General features: G+C 45.5%; 12 protein-coding genes. 10 read left to right on the forward strand and 2 right to left on the reverse strand.

The features are described from left to right. Positions 1-102 precede the first annotated feature (102 nt). From ACPUEK_RS12025 to ACPUEK_RS12035, 3 genes are read left to right on the forward strand one after another with little or no spacing between them, the layout of a single operon-like run. Positions 103-1,209 (forward strand): mannose-1-phosphate guanylyltransferase, encoded by a 1,107-nt coding sequence (locus ACPUEK_RS12025; protein WP_425640903.1) that lies wholly within the window; start codon positions 103-105, stop codon positions 1,207-1,209. Between the two features lie 10 nt (positions 1,210-1,219). Further along, positions 1,220-1,441 carry a hypothetical protein gene (locus ACPUEK_RS12030; protein WP_067219952.1) on the forward strand — a complete coding sequence of 74 codons (222 nt, stop codon included), beginning with the start codon at positions 1,220-1,222 and terminating at the stop codon, positions 1,439-1,441. Positions 1,442-1,452: 11 nt separating this feature from the next. Beyond that, on the forward strand, positions 1,453-2,883 hold the full coding sequence (locus ACPUEK_RS12035; protein ID WP_425640904.1) for a phosphomannomutase: 1,431 nt from the start codon (positions 1,453-1,455) through the stop codon (positions 2,881-2,883). Between the two features lie 48 nt (positions 2,884-2,931). Here ACPUEK_RS12035 and aroA read toward each other — a convergent pair whose 3' ends face one another. Beyond that, positions 2,932-4,209, reverse strand: a complete 1,278-nt coding sequence (gene aroA, locus ACPUEK_RS12040; RefSeq protein WP_425640905.1) for a 3-phosphoshikimate 1-carboxyvinyltransferase — start codon at positions 4,207-4,209, stop codon at positions 2,932-2,934. Between the two features lie 302 nt (positions 4,210-4,511). Between aroA and ACPUEK_RS12045 the strand changes: the two genes are divergently transcribed. From ACPUEK_RS12045 to ACPUEK_RS12055, 3 genes are read left to right on the forward strand one after another with little or no spacing between them, the layout of a single operon-like run. Next, positions 4,512-5,021, forward strand: coding sequence for a molybdopterin-dependent oxidoreductase (locus ACPUEK_RS12045; RefSeq protein ID WP_425640906.1), 510 nt, complete (start codon positions 4,512-4,514; stop codon positions 5,019-5,021). Positions 5,022-5,034: 13 nt separating this feature from the next. After that, the gene (locus ACPUEK_RS12050; protein WP_425640907.1) at positions 5,035-7,788 is read left to right on the forward strand and encodes an ATP-binding protein; all 2,754 of its coding nucleotides are present in this window, start codon (positions 5,035-5,037) and stop codon (positions 7,786-7,788) included. 39 nt (positions 7,789-7,827) lie between these two features. Further along, positions 7,828-8,856: an HD domain-containing phosphohydrolase gene (locus ACPUEK_RS12055; protein WP_425640908.1), complete on the forward strand. Its 1,029-nt coding sequence runs from the start codon at positions 7,828-7,830 to the stop codon at positions 8,854-8,856. Here the strand turns inward: ACPUEK_RS12055 and ACPUEK_RS12060 are convergent, their stop codons facing one another. Beyond that, positions 8,857-9,360, reverse strand: a complete 504-nt coding sequence (locus tag ACPUEK_RS12060; protein ID WP_425640909.1) for a YchJ family protein — start codon at positions 9,358-9,360, stop codon at positions 8,857-8,859. A gap of 76 nt (positions 9,361-9,436) precedes the next feature. Here ACPUEK_RS12060 and sbcB point away from each other — a divergent pair, with 76 nt between their 5' ends. From sbcB to pyrC, 4 genes are all read left to right on the forward strand, one after another. Next, positions 9,437-10,885 (forward strand): exodeoxyribonuclease I, encoded by a 1,449-nt coding sequence (gene sbcB / locus ACPUEK_RS12065; protein ID WP_425640910.1) that lies wholly within the window; start codon positions 9,437-9,439, stop codon positions 10,883-10,885. Between the two features lie 23 nt (positions 10,886-10,908). Beyond that, on the forward strand, positions 10,909-11,934 hold the full coding sequence (locus ACPUEK_RS12070; protein ID WP_067219926.1) for an AI-2E family transporter: 1,026 nt from the start codon (positions 10,909-10,911) through the stop codon (positions 11,932-11,934). 149 nt (positions 11,935-12,083) lie between these two features. After that, positions 12,084-13,925, forward strand: coding sequence for a DEAD/DEAH box helicase (locus ACPUEK_RS12075; RefSeq protein WP_425640911.1), 1,842 nt, complete (start codon positions 12,084-12,086; stop codon positions 13,923-13,925). Between the two features lie 110 nt (positions 13,926-14,035). Next, positions 14,036-15,070: a dihydroorotase gene (gene pyrC / locus ACPUEK_RS12080; RefSeq protein WP_425643036.1), complete on the forward strand. Its 1,035-nt coding sequence runs from the start codon at positions 14,036-14,038 to the stop codon at positions 15,068-15,070. The last annotated feature ends 30 nt before the right edge of the window (positions 15,071-15,100 follow it).

Genomic DNA, 15,100 nt, shown 5'->3' on the forward strand with positions numbered 1-15,100 from the left:
ATCCAGTATTAGGTTCAATCGCAGATTTCAGTTATCATCTCGCTCCTCGGCTTGTCGTCCTATATACGTCGCCTCTCGTTAACCCTATCTAGAGCAACGGTAATGAATGCCCCAGACCAACCTATAATCCCCGTGCTGCTAAGCGGTGGTGTCGGTAGTCGACTTTGGCCCCTGTCTTGTCCTGCACACCCTAAACCGTTTCTCACGTTGCCAGATGGCGACTCGCTGTTGGTCAAAACACTGCAACGAGCGTTATTGATTCAACCTAATGCGCATTTAATGAATGTGACCAATCGTGAGCTGTATTTTCAAACGAAAGATACGGTACGCAAAGTCGTTGATGTGGTGCCTGACACAGATGGACAACAACACTATGTGCTAGAGCCCTGTGCTCGTAACACAGCGGCGGCCATCGTGGCCTCTGCCTTACGCGTTCAGGCCTTGTATTCTGACCAAGCTGTGATGCTGGTGATGCCCTCGGATCACTTGATTGAGCATGAGGCGTCTTTTTCTGAGGCCGTACGCATCGCTTACGATTTGGCGACTGAAGGCCAATTGGTAGCGTTTGGCATCCCTCCCAAATCTGCCGAAGTTGGGTTTGGCTATATTAAAGCGGCTGTAGCTACTGGAAGTCCTTTTAGTGCCGTTGAGCGCTTTGTTGAAAAACCGGATTTACCTACCGCACAAGCTTACGTTGCCAGTGGGGAGTATTTATGGAATGCCGGTATTTTTTGCTTAACGCCCAGTACGCTGCTCAGTGAAATGCAACGGTATGCGCCTGAGTTGGTCGAAGCTGTGCAATGTGCTGTTCGGCAAGGTGAAAGTGGCCACAGTGCTACAGGCAGTTGCTTAGAGCTCGATGCTGGCGCCTTTACCCAGGTACCTTCGATCTCTATTGACCATGCCCTGTTTGAGCACACCGATAAATCGTGTGTAGTGCCCTGTGACTTGGGGTGGCGTGACATCGGTACTTGGCAGGCCTGGGCAAATTTATGGGAAGCGGATGCGCAGGGCAATCAGGTACATGGGCAAGTGCAGCTCCTCGATACGCACAATACCTTCATCCATAGCCCTAATGCGCTGACCGCCGCGGTAGGGGTGAAAGATTTGATCATTGTGAATACCGACGAGGCACTGCTCATCGCTCATAAAGATGCACAACCCGCACTAGGACAACTTCTTACCCAACTAACTCATAAACGTTCATAGGAATTGTGTTATGCCCAAATGGCTTACTATGTTGAAATTTGGCGATCGCGCGCCATCACTTTGGTTATTGCGTCCATTGTCACTGCTAACGGCGTTTGTGTTGGCCACTCGCGCGCCCTTGATTGAGCAGGATGGCGTTCGGATAGCTACCTTTGTCGGGCTGTCCTTGGTGCTGCTGTGGTGTTTTATTTGGTTGGTGTGGCACTTTCGTGTGCGCTGGCAACAACGCTAACGGACAGGTTGATGACTGATATATGCATCGGCCAAATCATTGCTGACAGTGGGGTGGCTTTTGGTACCAGTGGTGCGCGAGGTCTTGTGTCACAATTCAGCGACCCAGTGGCGGGAGCCTTTGCGTTGGCGTTTCGCCAAGCCTTAGCCGATCAAGGCTACGACGTCTCAGTGATCGCCTTGGCGATTGATCGGCGCCCCTCGAGCCCTGCGATCGCTGCGTCTATCTACGCCGCTTTGAAGGCGGTGGGGTGTGAGGTGAAGTACTATGGCATCCTGCCGACCCCAGCCTTAGCGCTACAATCATTTTCGCAATCTATCCCTAGCCTTATGGTGACTGGCAGCCATATTCCGTTTGAGCGCAATGGTATTAAGTTTTACCGGCCTGATGGCGAGATCAATAAGCCAGATGAAGCAGCTATCCTTCGCCAGCGTCAAGCGCTACCGACTTGGTCACCTCACTTACCTTTACCCTCCGATCATGCCCGAGAAGACTATCAGGCGCGCTACCTAGACGCCTTTGCCAGCCATGCTTTGTCTAACCTCACGGTTGGGGTGTACGAGCATTCCGCGGCGGGGCGTGACCTTACATGTACCATCTTAAAGAAGCTCGGTGCCGAGGTGGTAAGCTTAGGGAAAACCAACCAGTTTGTGGCGTTGGATACGGAAGCAATCAGTGAGCGTGATCAGTATTTAGCGCGACAATGGTGTACCGCATACGACTTAGACGCGATTGTGACCACCGATGGAGACGGTGACCGAGTCATGATGGCTGATGACGAAGGGCGTTGGTTAGCGGGTGATGTGATCGGCATGTTGTGTACACGCCTATTGCAACCGGCGGCGTTGGTAGTCCCCATTAGTTGTAACAGTGGCATCGAGTCTTATCTAAATATTCCTGTGGTACGAACAAAGATTGGGTCGCCTTATGTCATTGAAGCGATGGCGACGCTTGCTCAAACCTATCCTCAAGTCGTTGGGTTTGAGGCCAATGGTGGGTTTCTGACGGCGACTGCGATTCCTGTGCAGGAGACCCTTTTGGCAGCGCTGCCCACTCGAGATGCGCTGCTGCCAATGTTAATGGTGTTGCAGGAAATTAATAAACAGCGCGTGAGTTTGTCCGCACTGGTTCAACAGGTAACCCATCGGGTGACCTCGAGCTCTCGGATCACTGACGTTAGTTGGGCGTTTAGTCAAACGCTGCTGCGCCGTTGGCAGGACGACCTTGAAGAGGTGGTGCGACAACTGGGGCGAACGGATGAAGTGTGCCACGTGAATACCACTGATGGCTTACGGATGACCTTTACTAATGGTGATATTATTCATGTTCGAGCGTCGGGAAATGCGCCAGAATTACGCTGTTACTGTGAGTCAGGTAGCAAAATAGCGGCGGAGGCTTTGCTGCAACAGGCCATGTCACTGTTAGCTCAGCAGAAGCCTTAGTGCACTTAAAGCGGTTCGCCAGAAATACTGGCGAACCGTTATTTGACGTTACTGAGTCACTTGTTGGAACAGCTCAAAATAGGTCGGAAAGGTTTTAGAGGTACAACCCGGATCGTTGATTGTGACGGCAGAGTTGGAGAAAGCTACGAGTGAGAAACACATAGCAATACGATGGTCGTTGTACGTATCAATCGCAGCGTGTTGCACGTCTTTCAATGGCTGAACCGTAATGTAGTCCTCGCCTTCAACCACATCGGCGCCGAGCTTTTTCAGCTCTGTGGCCATGGCATAAAGACGATCGGTCTCTTTCACCCGCCAGTTGTAGATATTACGAATGGTCGTTGGGCCGGTTGCGAACAATGCTGTGGTGGCAATCGTCATAGCGGCATCGGGAATGTGGTTCATATCCATATCAATGCCATTGAGTTCACCACGCTCCGCTTCAATCCAAGTCGGACCATAGGTGATGTTAGCTCCCATCGCTTTTAGTGCTTCCGCAAATTTCACGTCCCCTTGAACACTGTCGCTACCAACACCGTGTACTTTTATTTTACCACCGGCAATTGCCGCAGCGGCTAAGAAGTAAGACGCGGATGATGCATCGCCTTCTACCATAATCTCGCCAGGGCTTTGGTAGGTCTGGTTACCTTTGATGACAAATGCTTTGTAATCTTGGTTGTCAACGTCGACACCAAATTGCTTCATGACGTGCAAGGTAATATCGATGTACGGTTTAGACACCAGTTCACCGTCAACTTTGATGGTTAAGTCACCTTTCGCGAGAGGGGCGCTCATTAACAAAGCAGTTAGGAACTGACTTGAAATATTGCCTTTGATTGATACTTCGCCACCGGCAATGCCATTCGCTTTAATTGTTAGCGGTGGGTAGTCCTTGGTGCCTTCGTATTGAACGTCTACGCCTAACGATTGCAGGGCATCGACAAGGTCGCCAATTGGACGCTCGTGCATGCGCGGCTCACCGTGTAGACGGTATTCACCTGTACCCAAGCACAATGCTGCTGTAAGAGGGCGCATGGCTGTGCCAGCGTTGCCTAAGAAAAGATCGGCATGGTCAACATTAATAGGGCCGCCTAATCCTTCAAGAATACAGGTACGTCCTTCATCTTCTAGTTGATAACGAACACCCATTGTCTTAAGAGCATTGAGCATGTGACGGATGTCATCACTGTCTAAAAGGTTGGTGATTTTAGTGGTGCCTTGGGCAAGTGTTGCTAAAAGCAAAATACGATTAGATAAGCTTTTTGATCCTGGAATTTGAATCTCGCCGTTGGCGCTGTTAAGTGGGCCTAAAGTAATGGAATTCATGGATTTTTCCGTATGCTAACTCACGCAAAGAAGCGTTAGTTTCGTTATTTTATTACAAGTATCCGTACGATACGTTTACTCATAGCTAACTGCAATAGTTTTGCATACTGAAGTGCTTTAACACCTTACAAATGTAAGCTTAAGTTGAGTGCTGCGTTTACATAAGTTGGGTTTGCGTAACGTTTAGTAATTAGGCGCAGACTATTTCTAGGCTATGCGAGTAATATTTAGGCTTATCACCTTGGGCTAGAATCCTACTTATTACTGGCCTACATATTTATGCTATGAAGTGGAGACTGGCCATGAAGCAACGACTCAATATAAAAATATGCTCGCTAGCGATCGGTTCAATGCTAGTTTGTCAAACAGCGATGGCATTAGAAGCACCAAAGGGGCGAGTAATCTTAACCGTATCTGGCAATATTACAGAAACAAACAGTGATCAAGGTGCACTCTTTGACCGTGAGATGTTGCTTGAACTGGGGGTTGATTCTATGGACACAGGCACGCCGTGGACGGAAGGGGTGAATACGTTCTCTGGTCCACGTCTAGCGGCGCTGCTTGATACGGTAGGCGCTAAGGGAGAAAGCCTTTCAGTCACTGCGTTAAATAATTACAGTGCAAATCTCCCCGTCCAAGATGCGTATGACCATAACATTATGTTAGCCATGGATGTAAATGGAAAAAAGATGTCGGTTCGTGATAAAGGACCTATCTTTGTACTTTACCCATTTGCTGATGATCCATCTTTAAATAATGAGGTCATCCATAATCGCTCGGTGTGGCAAGTGAAAGCGATCACCGTAAAGTAATTTAGGGACATTAATGAAGTCTGTTCTGAAGTACAAATTCGGCACGTTTATCGGAGTATTGGTCGGTACGGCGTCAATTTTTTTAGTTGTCGTTGTGCTTCTTTATGTGCAACTTTTAGAACGACAAGAGGCGCTACTGTCTGCGGCTGAAGAAGATGCCTTGTGGGCTTCCTATCAATTGGATAGAGAGGCTCTTCAGCTCCGCAATGCCGTGCGCCTTCTCATTGATTCTCGCAATACCCCAGAGAGCCTAGACAGACTGGATGAAGCGCAACTTAGGTTTGATATCTTATACAGCCGTGTAAATATTATTTCAGCTGGACAGTTGAAGATCCTGTTTAACAAGTTACCAAACGCAGATCGGTATCGAGCAGATCTTAGGAAGCGCTTAGATTTAATTGATCGGGTACTGTTTGTCGATGATCCAAATATAATTGATAAGACTTACATTTCTAAGCAGGTAGAAGATCTACTCAAGACAACAGAATCCATTGTATTTAATGCATTGGAACGCCGATCACTTGATAAAGTAACTGAACGAAACAGTATGGCCACGCTCTACCGATATCTCGGCCTATTGGTGAGTGCCTTAACGCTTGTCATGTTAGTCATCATTGGTATTTTGGTCCGTCAAGTTCGCATGAGTATCGTGTCCTATAACAAAACCAAGAAACTGGCGAACGAGTTGCAGCAAACAGCAGTCGCCGCTCAAGCTGCAACCCGTGCAAAGTCAGACTTTTTAGCCACAATGAGTCACGAGATACGGACTCCGATGAACGCTATTCTTGGTATGTCCCACCTTGTGCTTGATTCAGATTTGCAACCCAAACAGCGTAATTACGTTACCAAAATTCAAAGTTCTGCTAACAACCTGTTGCTGATCATTAATGATATTTTAGATTTTTCCAAAGTAGAAGCAGGTAAACTTCACCTTGAAGACACGCTATATTCTTTAGATGAAGTGCTTGAATATGTATATCAAGTATGTCGCAACACCGCCGAAGAAAAAGATCTTAAATTCATCGTAGCACGCGATTTTGACATACCAGATGGTCTAGTCGGCGACGCCACTCGATTAAAACAAGTATTAGTGAATATTCTGGGTAATGCGGTGAAGTTTACCCATGAAGGGAAGGTGACGTTATACGTTGAACGTAGGCGTCAGTGTATTGTGTTTACGATTACCGATACAGGTATTGGGATTGCTTCTGGTAACGATATTTTTGAAGGGTTTAGCCAGGCGGATACCAGTACCACACGTTTATATGGTGGTACTGGGCTAGGTCTTGGTATTTCTAAACGCCTTCTTGAGCTTATGGGCGGCAGTATTTCTTATGACAGTGAAGTCGGAAAGGGTTCATGTTTTTGTGTAGAGGTTCCTCTAGTTCCTGCAAATGATTCAAAACCAACGCCCTTAAGAGCTCAGTTATGCGCTCTGATGTATGACACTTTGGCTTTAGAAAAGCTGAGGGCATTTCATATTCCACATGATGTTATTGATGAAAAATATTGTCCGCATTCTGATCAATTTCTTCTAATTAGCGATAGCAAGTATTCAGAGCTCAGTATCGATGAAGAAAGACTGTTTCAAAGTTCTTTTACCGGTAGAGTGATTATAGTCGGTCGATCGGTTAGCCATGACAGTTTATACCCTTGGCGCAAACTATCGCTAATCACGAAAACGAAATTGAACAGCTATCTTTCTTCTCATCAGCCAGAGGAAACGAACTCTGATCTTGAGCCTTTAAACCGATACCATGAATGTGACAGCCTTTTAGGGCGCAAAATCTTACTTGCGGAAGACAATCCCGTGAACGCAGAGATCGCCAGTGCGTTACTCGAGAAACTTGGCGTAATAGTGGTCGTTGCACAGAACGGTCAAGAAGCAGTTGACGCTGCAGGCAAAGAATCATTTGATCTTGTGTTGATGGATGTGCAGATGCCCATCATGGACGGCTATCAAGCAACAGAACAGATCATTCAAAAGCTTGGTGATAAACACCCACCCATTCTTGCATTAACGGCTGGTGCGTTAGATTCGGATCGTGAATATGCTTACAGTGCAGGGATGAGCGACTTCCTTACGAAGCCGTTAGACCCTTTGTTATTGTTGAATAAGCTCGAGGAATGGTTGGTTGGGAACAGTGCAGAGTTCATCAATGAAGGACCAATAGACTCAAAGCGTGTATTTGCCCCTGAATTAGGCTTGTATCGCATCGGTGGCGACCAATCACGTTATCGGCTTATGCTTGAGCGTTTTGTCACACTATTGCTTCCTTATACGAGTCAGTCAAAAGCCAGTACGCCTAAAACCAGTTATGAGCTTCATAGCATTAAAGGGGGTGCCGCCAATATTGGCGGTGAACGTTTTGCTGCTGAAGTCGCTCAACTTGAGCTAGATTTATCACAAGGAGGAAACAGTGGAGATAAAGAGCACACGGTACAACTTGTTAGAGTGCAAGAAGCGGCTGATGAGCTTAGTAAATTAATTGCTCTTTACATGGAAAAGGACATAGCACCTCAACGCGCTACGAAGAGTGAAGGTGAGGGCGCTTCGTTAAGTAAAAGTGAGAGCCTTCAACGTATCGATCAACTGATTGATGTTTTGGATATGGGGGTCGCTGATGTTTCGGAAACGCTTGATAGTCTGATCGCGCAATCTGATCTGAAACACCAAAAAGACCTGAAAAATGTTCAAGATAAGATTAATAACTACGACTATGATTTGGCTATTGATCAACTAAAACAATTGAGAACAAAATTTTAGTAAAGCATGCCTCATAGCAAGAAAATGCCAGGAAGTCATATGGAAGCAATTAAAAGCCGTGTTTTGGTGGTAGATGATTTAGTAGACAATATCGACATCTTAAAAGAAATTTTAAAAGATCATTATGATGTTTTAATCGCTAAAAATGGCAAAATGGCGCTTAAAATTATTGATTCACAGATGCCAGATATTGTGCTGTTAGATATTATGATGCCGGATATCAATGGTTACGAAGTCTGTCAGCAGATCAAAGGGAGTTCTGTCACAAAGCATATTCCTGTCATTTTCATTACAGCCATGACGACGATTGAAGATGAGCAAAAAGCTTTTGCGGCGGGAGCTGTCGATTATATAACAAAACCCATCACCCCTTTGACCACACTTGCGCGTGTCGCCAATCACTTAGCATTAGCAAATCAAGATAAGCAAAATCGACGCATCATAGCGAAACGAACTGCTCAGTTGAATGAGTCGTTAATATCAGCCGTCAATATGATCAGTGAAGCTGGGACGTACAATGATGAAGTCACGGGTGAACATATGTGGCGCATGGCGGATTACAGTGCTGTACTCGCACGCGCGGTTGGTTGGTCAGAAGAAAAGGTGGAAACGCTTCGGCTTGCTGCGCCTATGCATGATACAGGCAAAATCGGTATACCGGACAGCATTTTAAAAGCCCCGCGTAAGTTAACGACGGAAGAGTGGGAGTTGATGAAACAGCATCCTATTATCGGCGCTAATATTTTAGGTAAAAGCCAAGCCCCACTATTTCAATTGGCGGCTGAGATATCATTGGGTCATCATGAGAAGTGGAATGGCAGCGGCTACCCAAATGAATTAAAAGGGGATGAAATACCTCTGTCTGCTCGTATTGTCGCCATCGCCGACGTATTTGATGCCCTGACGATGGAGCGTCCTTACAAGAAAGCCTGGACGATTGAAGAAGCCTATCAATTCATGCGCGAAAATGCGGGAATACACTTCGACCCAGAACTAGTAGAGCGGTTTATTTCTCAGGATGAAGAAATAAAAGCTGTTAAGCAAAAGTGGCATGCTGCGGGGAAGTGATTATCCGCAGCATTTTTTGAATTTTTTACCAGAGCCGCAAATACAGGGGTCATTACGCCCGGTGCGTTCAGCGTCGGGCGCAACATACGGTGTATGACCTTGTACCTCATGCTCACCTGATACGTAGAACCAAGCCCCATCAATTTTCTCAAACAATGATCGCTCGCTTAACTTACCCGTATTACTGCCTTCCTTAAAATGGGCCTCGAATGACACCATGCCGGTTTTATCATCTGCTCCGCCGTCTTGAGTGTCCAATATGGCTAGCGTAACCCATTGTGTTTCAGCGTTACTGCCTTCAACATCCTGAGCAGATTGCTCGGGATCTTCAGTCAATTTCTGGGTTGCAGCAATGTAATCAAACTTCTGTAACGCAAACGCACTGTAGCGCGAACGCATCAAAGCTTCTGCAGTTGGGGCAGTTCCTGGATTGTTGTGATACATTCCACAACAGATTTCGTAGTGCGCTTTTGAGCCGCAAGGACATTGAGCAGGGGTAGACATATCCAATCCTTCATCGCCAAGTTCTTGTTTAGATGCGTATAATACCCGTTTTAATAAAACCGAACAGGACTAATTTGTGAGTAATAGTGCGACCACTTCGTTTTTTTGGTACGACTTTGAGACTACCGGTGTCGACCCGGCAAAAGACAGACCAATGCAATTTGCTGGCTTGCGCACGGACTTAGATTTTAATCCCATTGGCGAGCCAATTATGCTGTACTGCAAAATCGCTGATGACGTGCTGCCTCATCCAGATGCGTGCTTACTGACCGGTATTACGCCACAAGATGCAATCCGTGAGGGATTAACAGAAGCTGAGTTTATGGCTCAAATCGAAAAAGAACTTTCGTATCCCGGCACGTGTTCTTTAGGTTACAACACTCTGCGATTTGATGATGAAGTGGTTCGGTACGGTTTTTATCGCAATTTCATTGATCCTTACGCTCGTGAGTGGCAAAACGCGTGCTCTCGATGGGATGTCATTGATCTTGTACGTATGGCTTACGCCATGCGCCCAGAGGGTATTAAGTGGCCTAAAAAAGAAGATGGGACGTTTTCTTTTAAGTTAGAAGACTTAACCAAAGAAAATGACATTGCACATGAACAGGCGCACGATGCTCTATCCGACGTGCACGGAACGATTGCAATCGCTAAGCTTATTAAAGACAAGCAACCAAAGTTGTTTGATTACTATTACTCTATGCGTGATAAAGGGTCATTACAGCAGTTTGTAGACCCCGTTCGTATGAAGCCGTTTTTACACATCTCAGGTATGTTTGGCCAAGAAAAAAAGTTTTCAGCCTTTGTGGCGCCTTTAGCCCCACACCCGACCAATAAAAATGGTGTGATCGTTTATGATTTAATGGCGGATGCGCAACCGCTAATAGACTTGTCTATTGAGGAAATACAGAAGCGCGTCTTTAGTACAAAGGAAGAGCTTGGTGATACTGAGCGCTTACCTTTGAAAACCATTCATCTAAATAAGTGTCCTGCTGTGGCGCCAGCGACGTTTCTAAAAGACCAGCAAGTGGTTACTCGGCTTGGTTTGAATGGCGATATATGCCGTAAAAATCTAGCGTTGTTGCGCGACGCCCCCGGATTAGCAGCCAAGTTGTCGCAAGTGTTTATGCAAACTTTTGAGCGAATCGATAAAGACCCTGATCTGATGCTATACAGTGGTGGATTCTTTTCGCGTGATGACAAAACGCGTATGGAAGAAATCAGAAATACCCCAAGTGATATCTTAGGTGAACTTGAAATGAGATTTGATGATCGTCGTTTGCCTGAAATGTTTACCCGCTATCTTGCACGTAACTATCCTGATCAGCTCAATCACGAGCAACGCGAAGAGTGGGAAGAATATCGCCGAGTAAAGTTGTTGCAAGAAGATGGGGCCGGCAGCCTAACTATGGATCAATATTTTAAAAGGCTAAATGAACTGGCAATGGATGAGTCAATATCGGATAGTAAGCGCATTATGTTGCAGGACTTGGCGGATTACGCCCAAGGTATTTATCCCTTTTAATGGGACACAAAGGAGTAGGGCGAATGAGCGATTCTCGAGGTACAACACAATGGCTATTAGCAATAGCGGCTTTTATCTTGATCATTGCAGGGTTAAAGGAAGCATCACAGATTGTTGTTCCTTTCATGCTATCGGTGTTTATTGCGATTATTTGTTCACCATTGCAAAACACCCTCAGACGCTACAATGTGCCCATTTGGATATCGATTATCATCATTGTGCTGATCATCTTGGCTTGTTTAGGGTCGATTGGATTACTAGTGGCCGCTTCGCTCGATAATTTCTCGCAACAATTGCCAACCTATCGTGAACGCTTTGGACAAGAAATGTCGACAGTGTTTACCCAATTAAATGGTGTTGGGATTAACATTTCTTATCAGCAAATCAAAAGCTATGTCGATCCTTCGTCTCTGATGAATTTATTCACGAATACATTAACAAGCTTGGGTAGCGTGTTAACCAATGTCTTTCTAGTAGTGATGATCGTTGTGTTTATCTTGCTGGAAGCGGCTGAGATACCAAAAAAACTCAGTTATGCATTGGATGATGCTGATTCATCAATGGAAAAGATTGAGCGATTTATCACAACAGTGAATCGATACTTAATGATTAAAACACTGATCAGTATCGCGACGGGATTGTTTATCGGTATTTGGGTGTCTGTACTAGGTGTGGATTTTCCTATCCTGTGGGGGGTCTGCGCTTTCTTGCTAAACTTCATACCCAACATTGGTTCTATTATTGCGGCGATTCCGGCGATGTTCCTAGCCTTTGTTCAATTGGGCACGTTTGACGCATTGCTAACGGGATTAGGGTTCATACTGGTCAATTTAGTGATGGGGAATTTCATCGAGCCTAGATTTATGGGTAAAGGTGTCGGTTTGTCACCATTAGTAGTATTTTTGTCATTAATGCTATGGGGATGGGTATTTGGTCCCGTAGGTATGCTATTATCTATCCCATTAACAATCATTTTAAAGTTTGCTTTTGAAACCAACCCTAAGATGCGTTGGTTGGCAATTCTGCTAGATTCAAAAGCACATCCTTAATCAGTCGTAAAATACATAACATTTAGAATGTTTTGAGTGGCTAGGTATAAGAGCTAGCATAATCTATGTTTTTACATTAGAATACGCGATTGATTTTTTCGGTGCGAACACTCGCACGTCTCTTATCCTATTTAAAGGTTACAATCTACATGTCTGACGCTGATATTCAGCCTACTTTTGATTCTCTGGGTCTGGCCGCCCCAATTCTTAAAGCGGTAAACGAACTAGGTTACGAACAACCCTCTGCCATTCAGGCGCAAAGTATCCCATTTTTGTTAGAAGGGCATGACCTTCTAGGACAAGCGCAGACAGGTACGGGTAAGACGGCGGCTTTCGCACTGCCATTGCTATCTCGCATTGATGTAGCAAACAAATTTCCACAGTTATTGGTGTTGGCGCCAACTCGTGAGTTGGCTATTCAAGTTTCTGAAGCGTTTCAGAGCTACGCTCGCCACATTCCTAATTTCCATGTATTACCGATTTACGGTGGTATGTCATATGACTCGCAATTACGTCAACTTAAACGTGGTGCGCAAGTTGTAGTCGGCACACCTGGCCGTGTAATGGATCACATTCGTCGTAAGACGCTTGTACTGGATGGCTTACAAGCGCTAGTACTTGATGAAGCCGATGAAATGCTTCGCATGGGATTCATCGACGATGTTGAGTGGATTCTTGAGCACACGCCTAAAACACGCCAAATTGCTTTGTTCTCTGCAACAATGCCTTCGGTTATTCGTAAAGTAGCTAACCAGCATCTTAACAATCCTAAAGAAGTTAAGATTCAGACTAAAACGTCTACAGCTATGACGATTACCCAGAAATACTGGCAAGTAAGTGGTCTTCATAAGCTAGATGCGTTAACTCGTATCCTAGAAATGAATGAACACGACGGTATGATCATTTTCGTACGTACCAAAGCAGCAACCGTTGAACTGGCTGAAAAGCTAACGGCTCGTGGCCATGCGTGTGAAGCGTTGAATGGTGATATCAGCCAGAACCTTCGTGAGCGTACTGTTGACCGTATCAAGAAAGGTCAAATTGACATCTTGGTTGCGACAGATGTTGTAGCTCGTGGTCTTGACGTTGAACGTGTAAGCCATGTTGTAAACTATGACATTCCTTACGATACTGAGTCTTACGTTCACCGTATCGGTCGTACTGGTCGTGCAGGTCGTTCAGGTACTGCGATTCTATTCGTTGGTCATCGCGAACGTCGTATGTTGCAACAAATTGAACGTGCTACTCGCCAAGTAATTGAGCGTATGCAGCTTCCAACTGCGTCCGATATCAATGAGCAGCGTATCACTCGTTTTAAAGACCGTATTACAGATACAATTGATAATACCGATCTAGACTTCTTTATTGAACTGATGGAAGGCTATCAGAAAGATAACGAAGTTGACCCAACCAAAATTGCTGCAGCACTAGCATTCATGGCTCAAGAGAAAACGCCATTAGTGTTGAAAGAGGCTGAAGTTAGAGCTCCTCGTGAACGTTCTGAGCGTGGCGATCGACCAGATCGTGGTGAACGCGAACGCGCACCACGTAACAATAAGCCGCGTAATGTTACTAAAGAAGCAATGCCACTTAAAGATGACCCATCAGTTGAAATGAAACGTTTCATCCTGAAAGTCGGTTATCGTGATGGTGTTAAGCCAGGCAACATCGTGGGTGCGATTGCAAATGAAGCTGATCTAGATAGCCGTTTAATCGGTCACATCGAAATCTTTGAAGATTTTGCAACGGTTGATCTTCCAGCGAAAATGGACAAGCAAGCACTTAGCAAATTGGCTAAGACGCGTGTTTGTGGTCAACGCTGTGATCTAACTGCACTAGAAGATGCTGGTGAGAAAGCTTTCGAACCACGTGCTGAGCGTCCTGCAGGTAATGCTCGCCGTCGTCCAAGTAACGACCGCAAGCCGCCACGTAGTGGTACACCGAGTGGTAAGGAACGCAAACCGCGTCCTCCTCGTTCGAACGACAGTTAATTGCAAAAAGCCGAGCCTAGCTCGGCTTTTTAATGAACAATATTTACGCATGGTGTTTTTAATAGACTCGTGCGATAACGGTAAAAAAATAGAGATAGGCAGGTTTAGTGATGGATCAAATTACGATTATTCGTCCCGATGATTGGCATTTACACTTTCGTGATGGGGATATGCTTAAGGAAACTGTAGCAGCAACAGCACGCTGTTTTGCTCGTGCGATTGTCATGCCAAACCTTGTTCCCCCTGTTATAAATGCTGAACTTGCTGTGGCTTATCGTAGCCGTATTGAAGCAGCCATTCCTGTCGGTTCAGATTTCACGCCATTAATGACTATTTATTTGACAGATAAAACGTCGGTAGAAGATATCCGTGCTGCGAAAGCGGCAGGTGTTGTCGCTGCTAAGATGTATCCCGCAGGTGCAACGACAAATTCTGATTCGGGTGTTAGTTCATTGGATTCTTTGTATCCTGTGTTTGAAACACTTGCTGATGAAGGTATGTTATTGCTGGTTCATGGTGAAGTGACGCAGAAACATATTGACATTTTTGACCGTGAAAAAGAGTTTATTGATCAGCATTTAATTAAAATCGTTGAGCGTATTCCAACATTAAAAGTTGTGTTTGAGCACATCACCACCAAAGACGCAGCAGATTTTGTCATGTCTGCACGTGACGGTGTTGCCGCAACGATCACACCACAGCATTTATTGCTAAATCGTAATGACATGCTAGATGGCGGTATACGTCCACATAACTATTGCCTACCTGTGTTGAAGCGTTCTACACACCAAGAAGCACTTCGAGCTGCGGTGAAATCAGGCTCATCAAAGTTCTTTTTAGGCACAGACTCTGCGCCGCATGCCCAACATCGTAAAGAATCAAGCTGTGGTTGTGCCGGTTGTTACAGTGCGTGGTCTGCGATAGAGCTCTACACGCAAGTGTTTGATGAACTGGATGCATTAGATAAATTAGAAGGCTTTGCAAGTCTACATGGTGCAGATTTCTACGGTTTGCCTCATAATGCGGATACCATTACGCTTGTACGTGATGAGTGGGTGGTACCTGATTCGATTATGCTTCCATCTGATGAGCCGATCGTACCATTTTATGCGGGTAAAACGGTTGGCTGGCGATTAAAAGCGTAGTCAAAGTACAAGACAGTATACGATGTACAA

The organism is Marinomonas gallaica, from assembly GCF_049821165.1.
Classification (GTDB): Bacteria; Pseudomonadota; Gammaproteobacteria; order Pseudomonadales; family Marinomonadaceae; genus Marinomonas; species Marinomonas gallaica.

What these genes read in the sequence shown, in the direction of transcription:
- ACPUEK_RS12055 (WP_425640908.1), top strand. Translation starts at nt 7,828, where the DNA reads ATGGAAGCAATTAAAAGCCGTGTTTTGGTGGTAGATGATTTAGTAGAC.
- ACPUEK_RS12030 (WP_067219952.1), top strand. Translation starts at nt 1,220, where the DNA reads ATGCCCAAATGGCTTACTATGTTGAAATTTGGCGATCGCGCGCCATCA.
- ACPUEK_RS12050 (WP_425640907.1), top strand. Translation starts at nt 5,035, where the DNA reads ATGAAGTCTGTTCTGAAGTACAAATTCGGCACGTTTATCGGAGTATTG.
- pyrC (WP_425643036.1), top strand. Translation starts at nt 14,036, where the DNA reads ATGGATCAAATTACGATTATTCGTCCCGATGATTGGCATTTACACTTT.
- ACPUEK_RS12070 (WP_067219926.1), top strand. Translation starts at nt 10,909, where the DNA reads ATGAGCGATTCTCGAGGTACAACACAATGGCTATTAGCAATAGCGGCT.
- ACPUEK_RS12075 (WP_425640911.1), top strand. Translation starts at nt 12,084, where the DNA reads ATGTCTGACGCTGATATTCAGCCTACTTTTGATTCTCTGGGTCTGGCC.
- aroA (WP_425640905.1), bottom strand. Translation starts at nt 4,209, where the DNA reads ATGAATTCCATTACTTTAGGCCCACTTAACAGCGCCAACGGCGAGATT.
- ACPUEK_RS12045 (WP_425640906.1), top strand. Translation starts at nt 4,512, where the DNA reads ATGAAGCAACGACTCAATATAAAAATATGCTCGCTAGCGATCGGTTCA.
- ACPUEK_RS12025 (WP_425640903.1), top strand. Translation starts at nt 103, where the DNA reads ATGAATGCCCCAGACCAACCTATAATCCCCGTGCTGCTAAGCGGTGGT.
- ACPUEK_RS12035 (WP_425640904.1), top strand. Translation starts at nt 1,453, where the DNA reads ATGACTGATATATGCATCGGCCAAATCATTGCTGACAGTGGGGTGGCT.
- ACPUEK_RS12060 (WP_425640909.1), bottom strand. Translation starts at nt 9,360, where the DNA reads ATGTCTACCCCTGCTCAATGTCCTTGCGGCTCAAAAGCGCACTACGAA.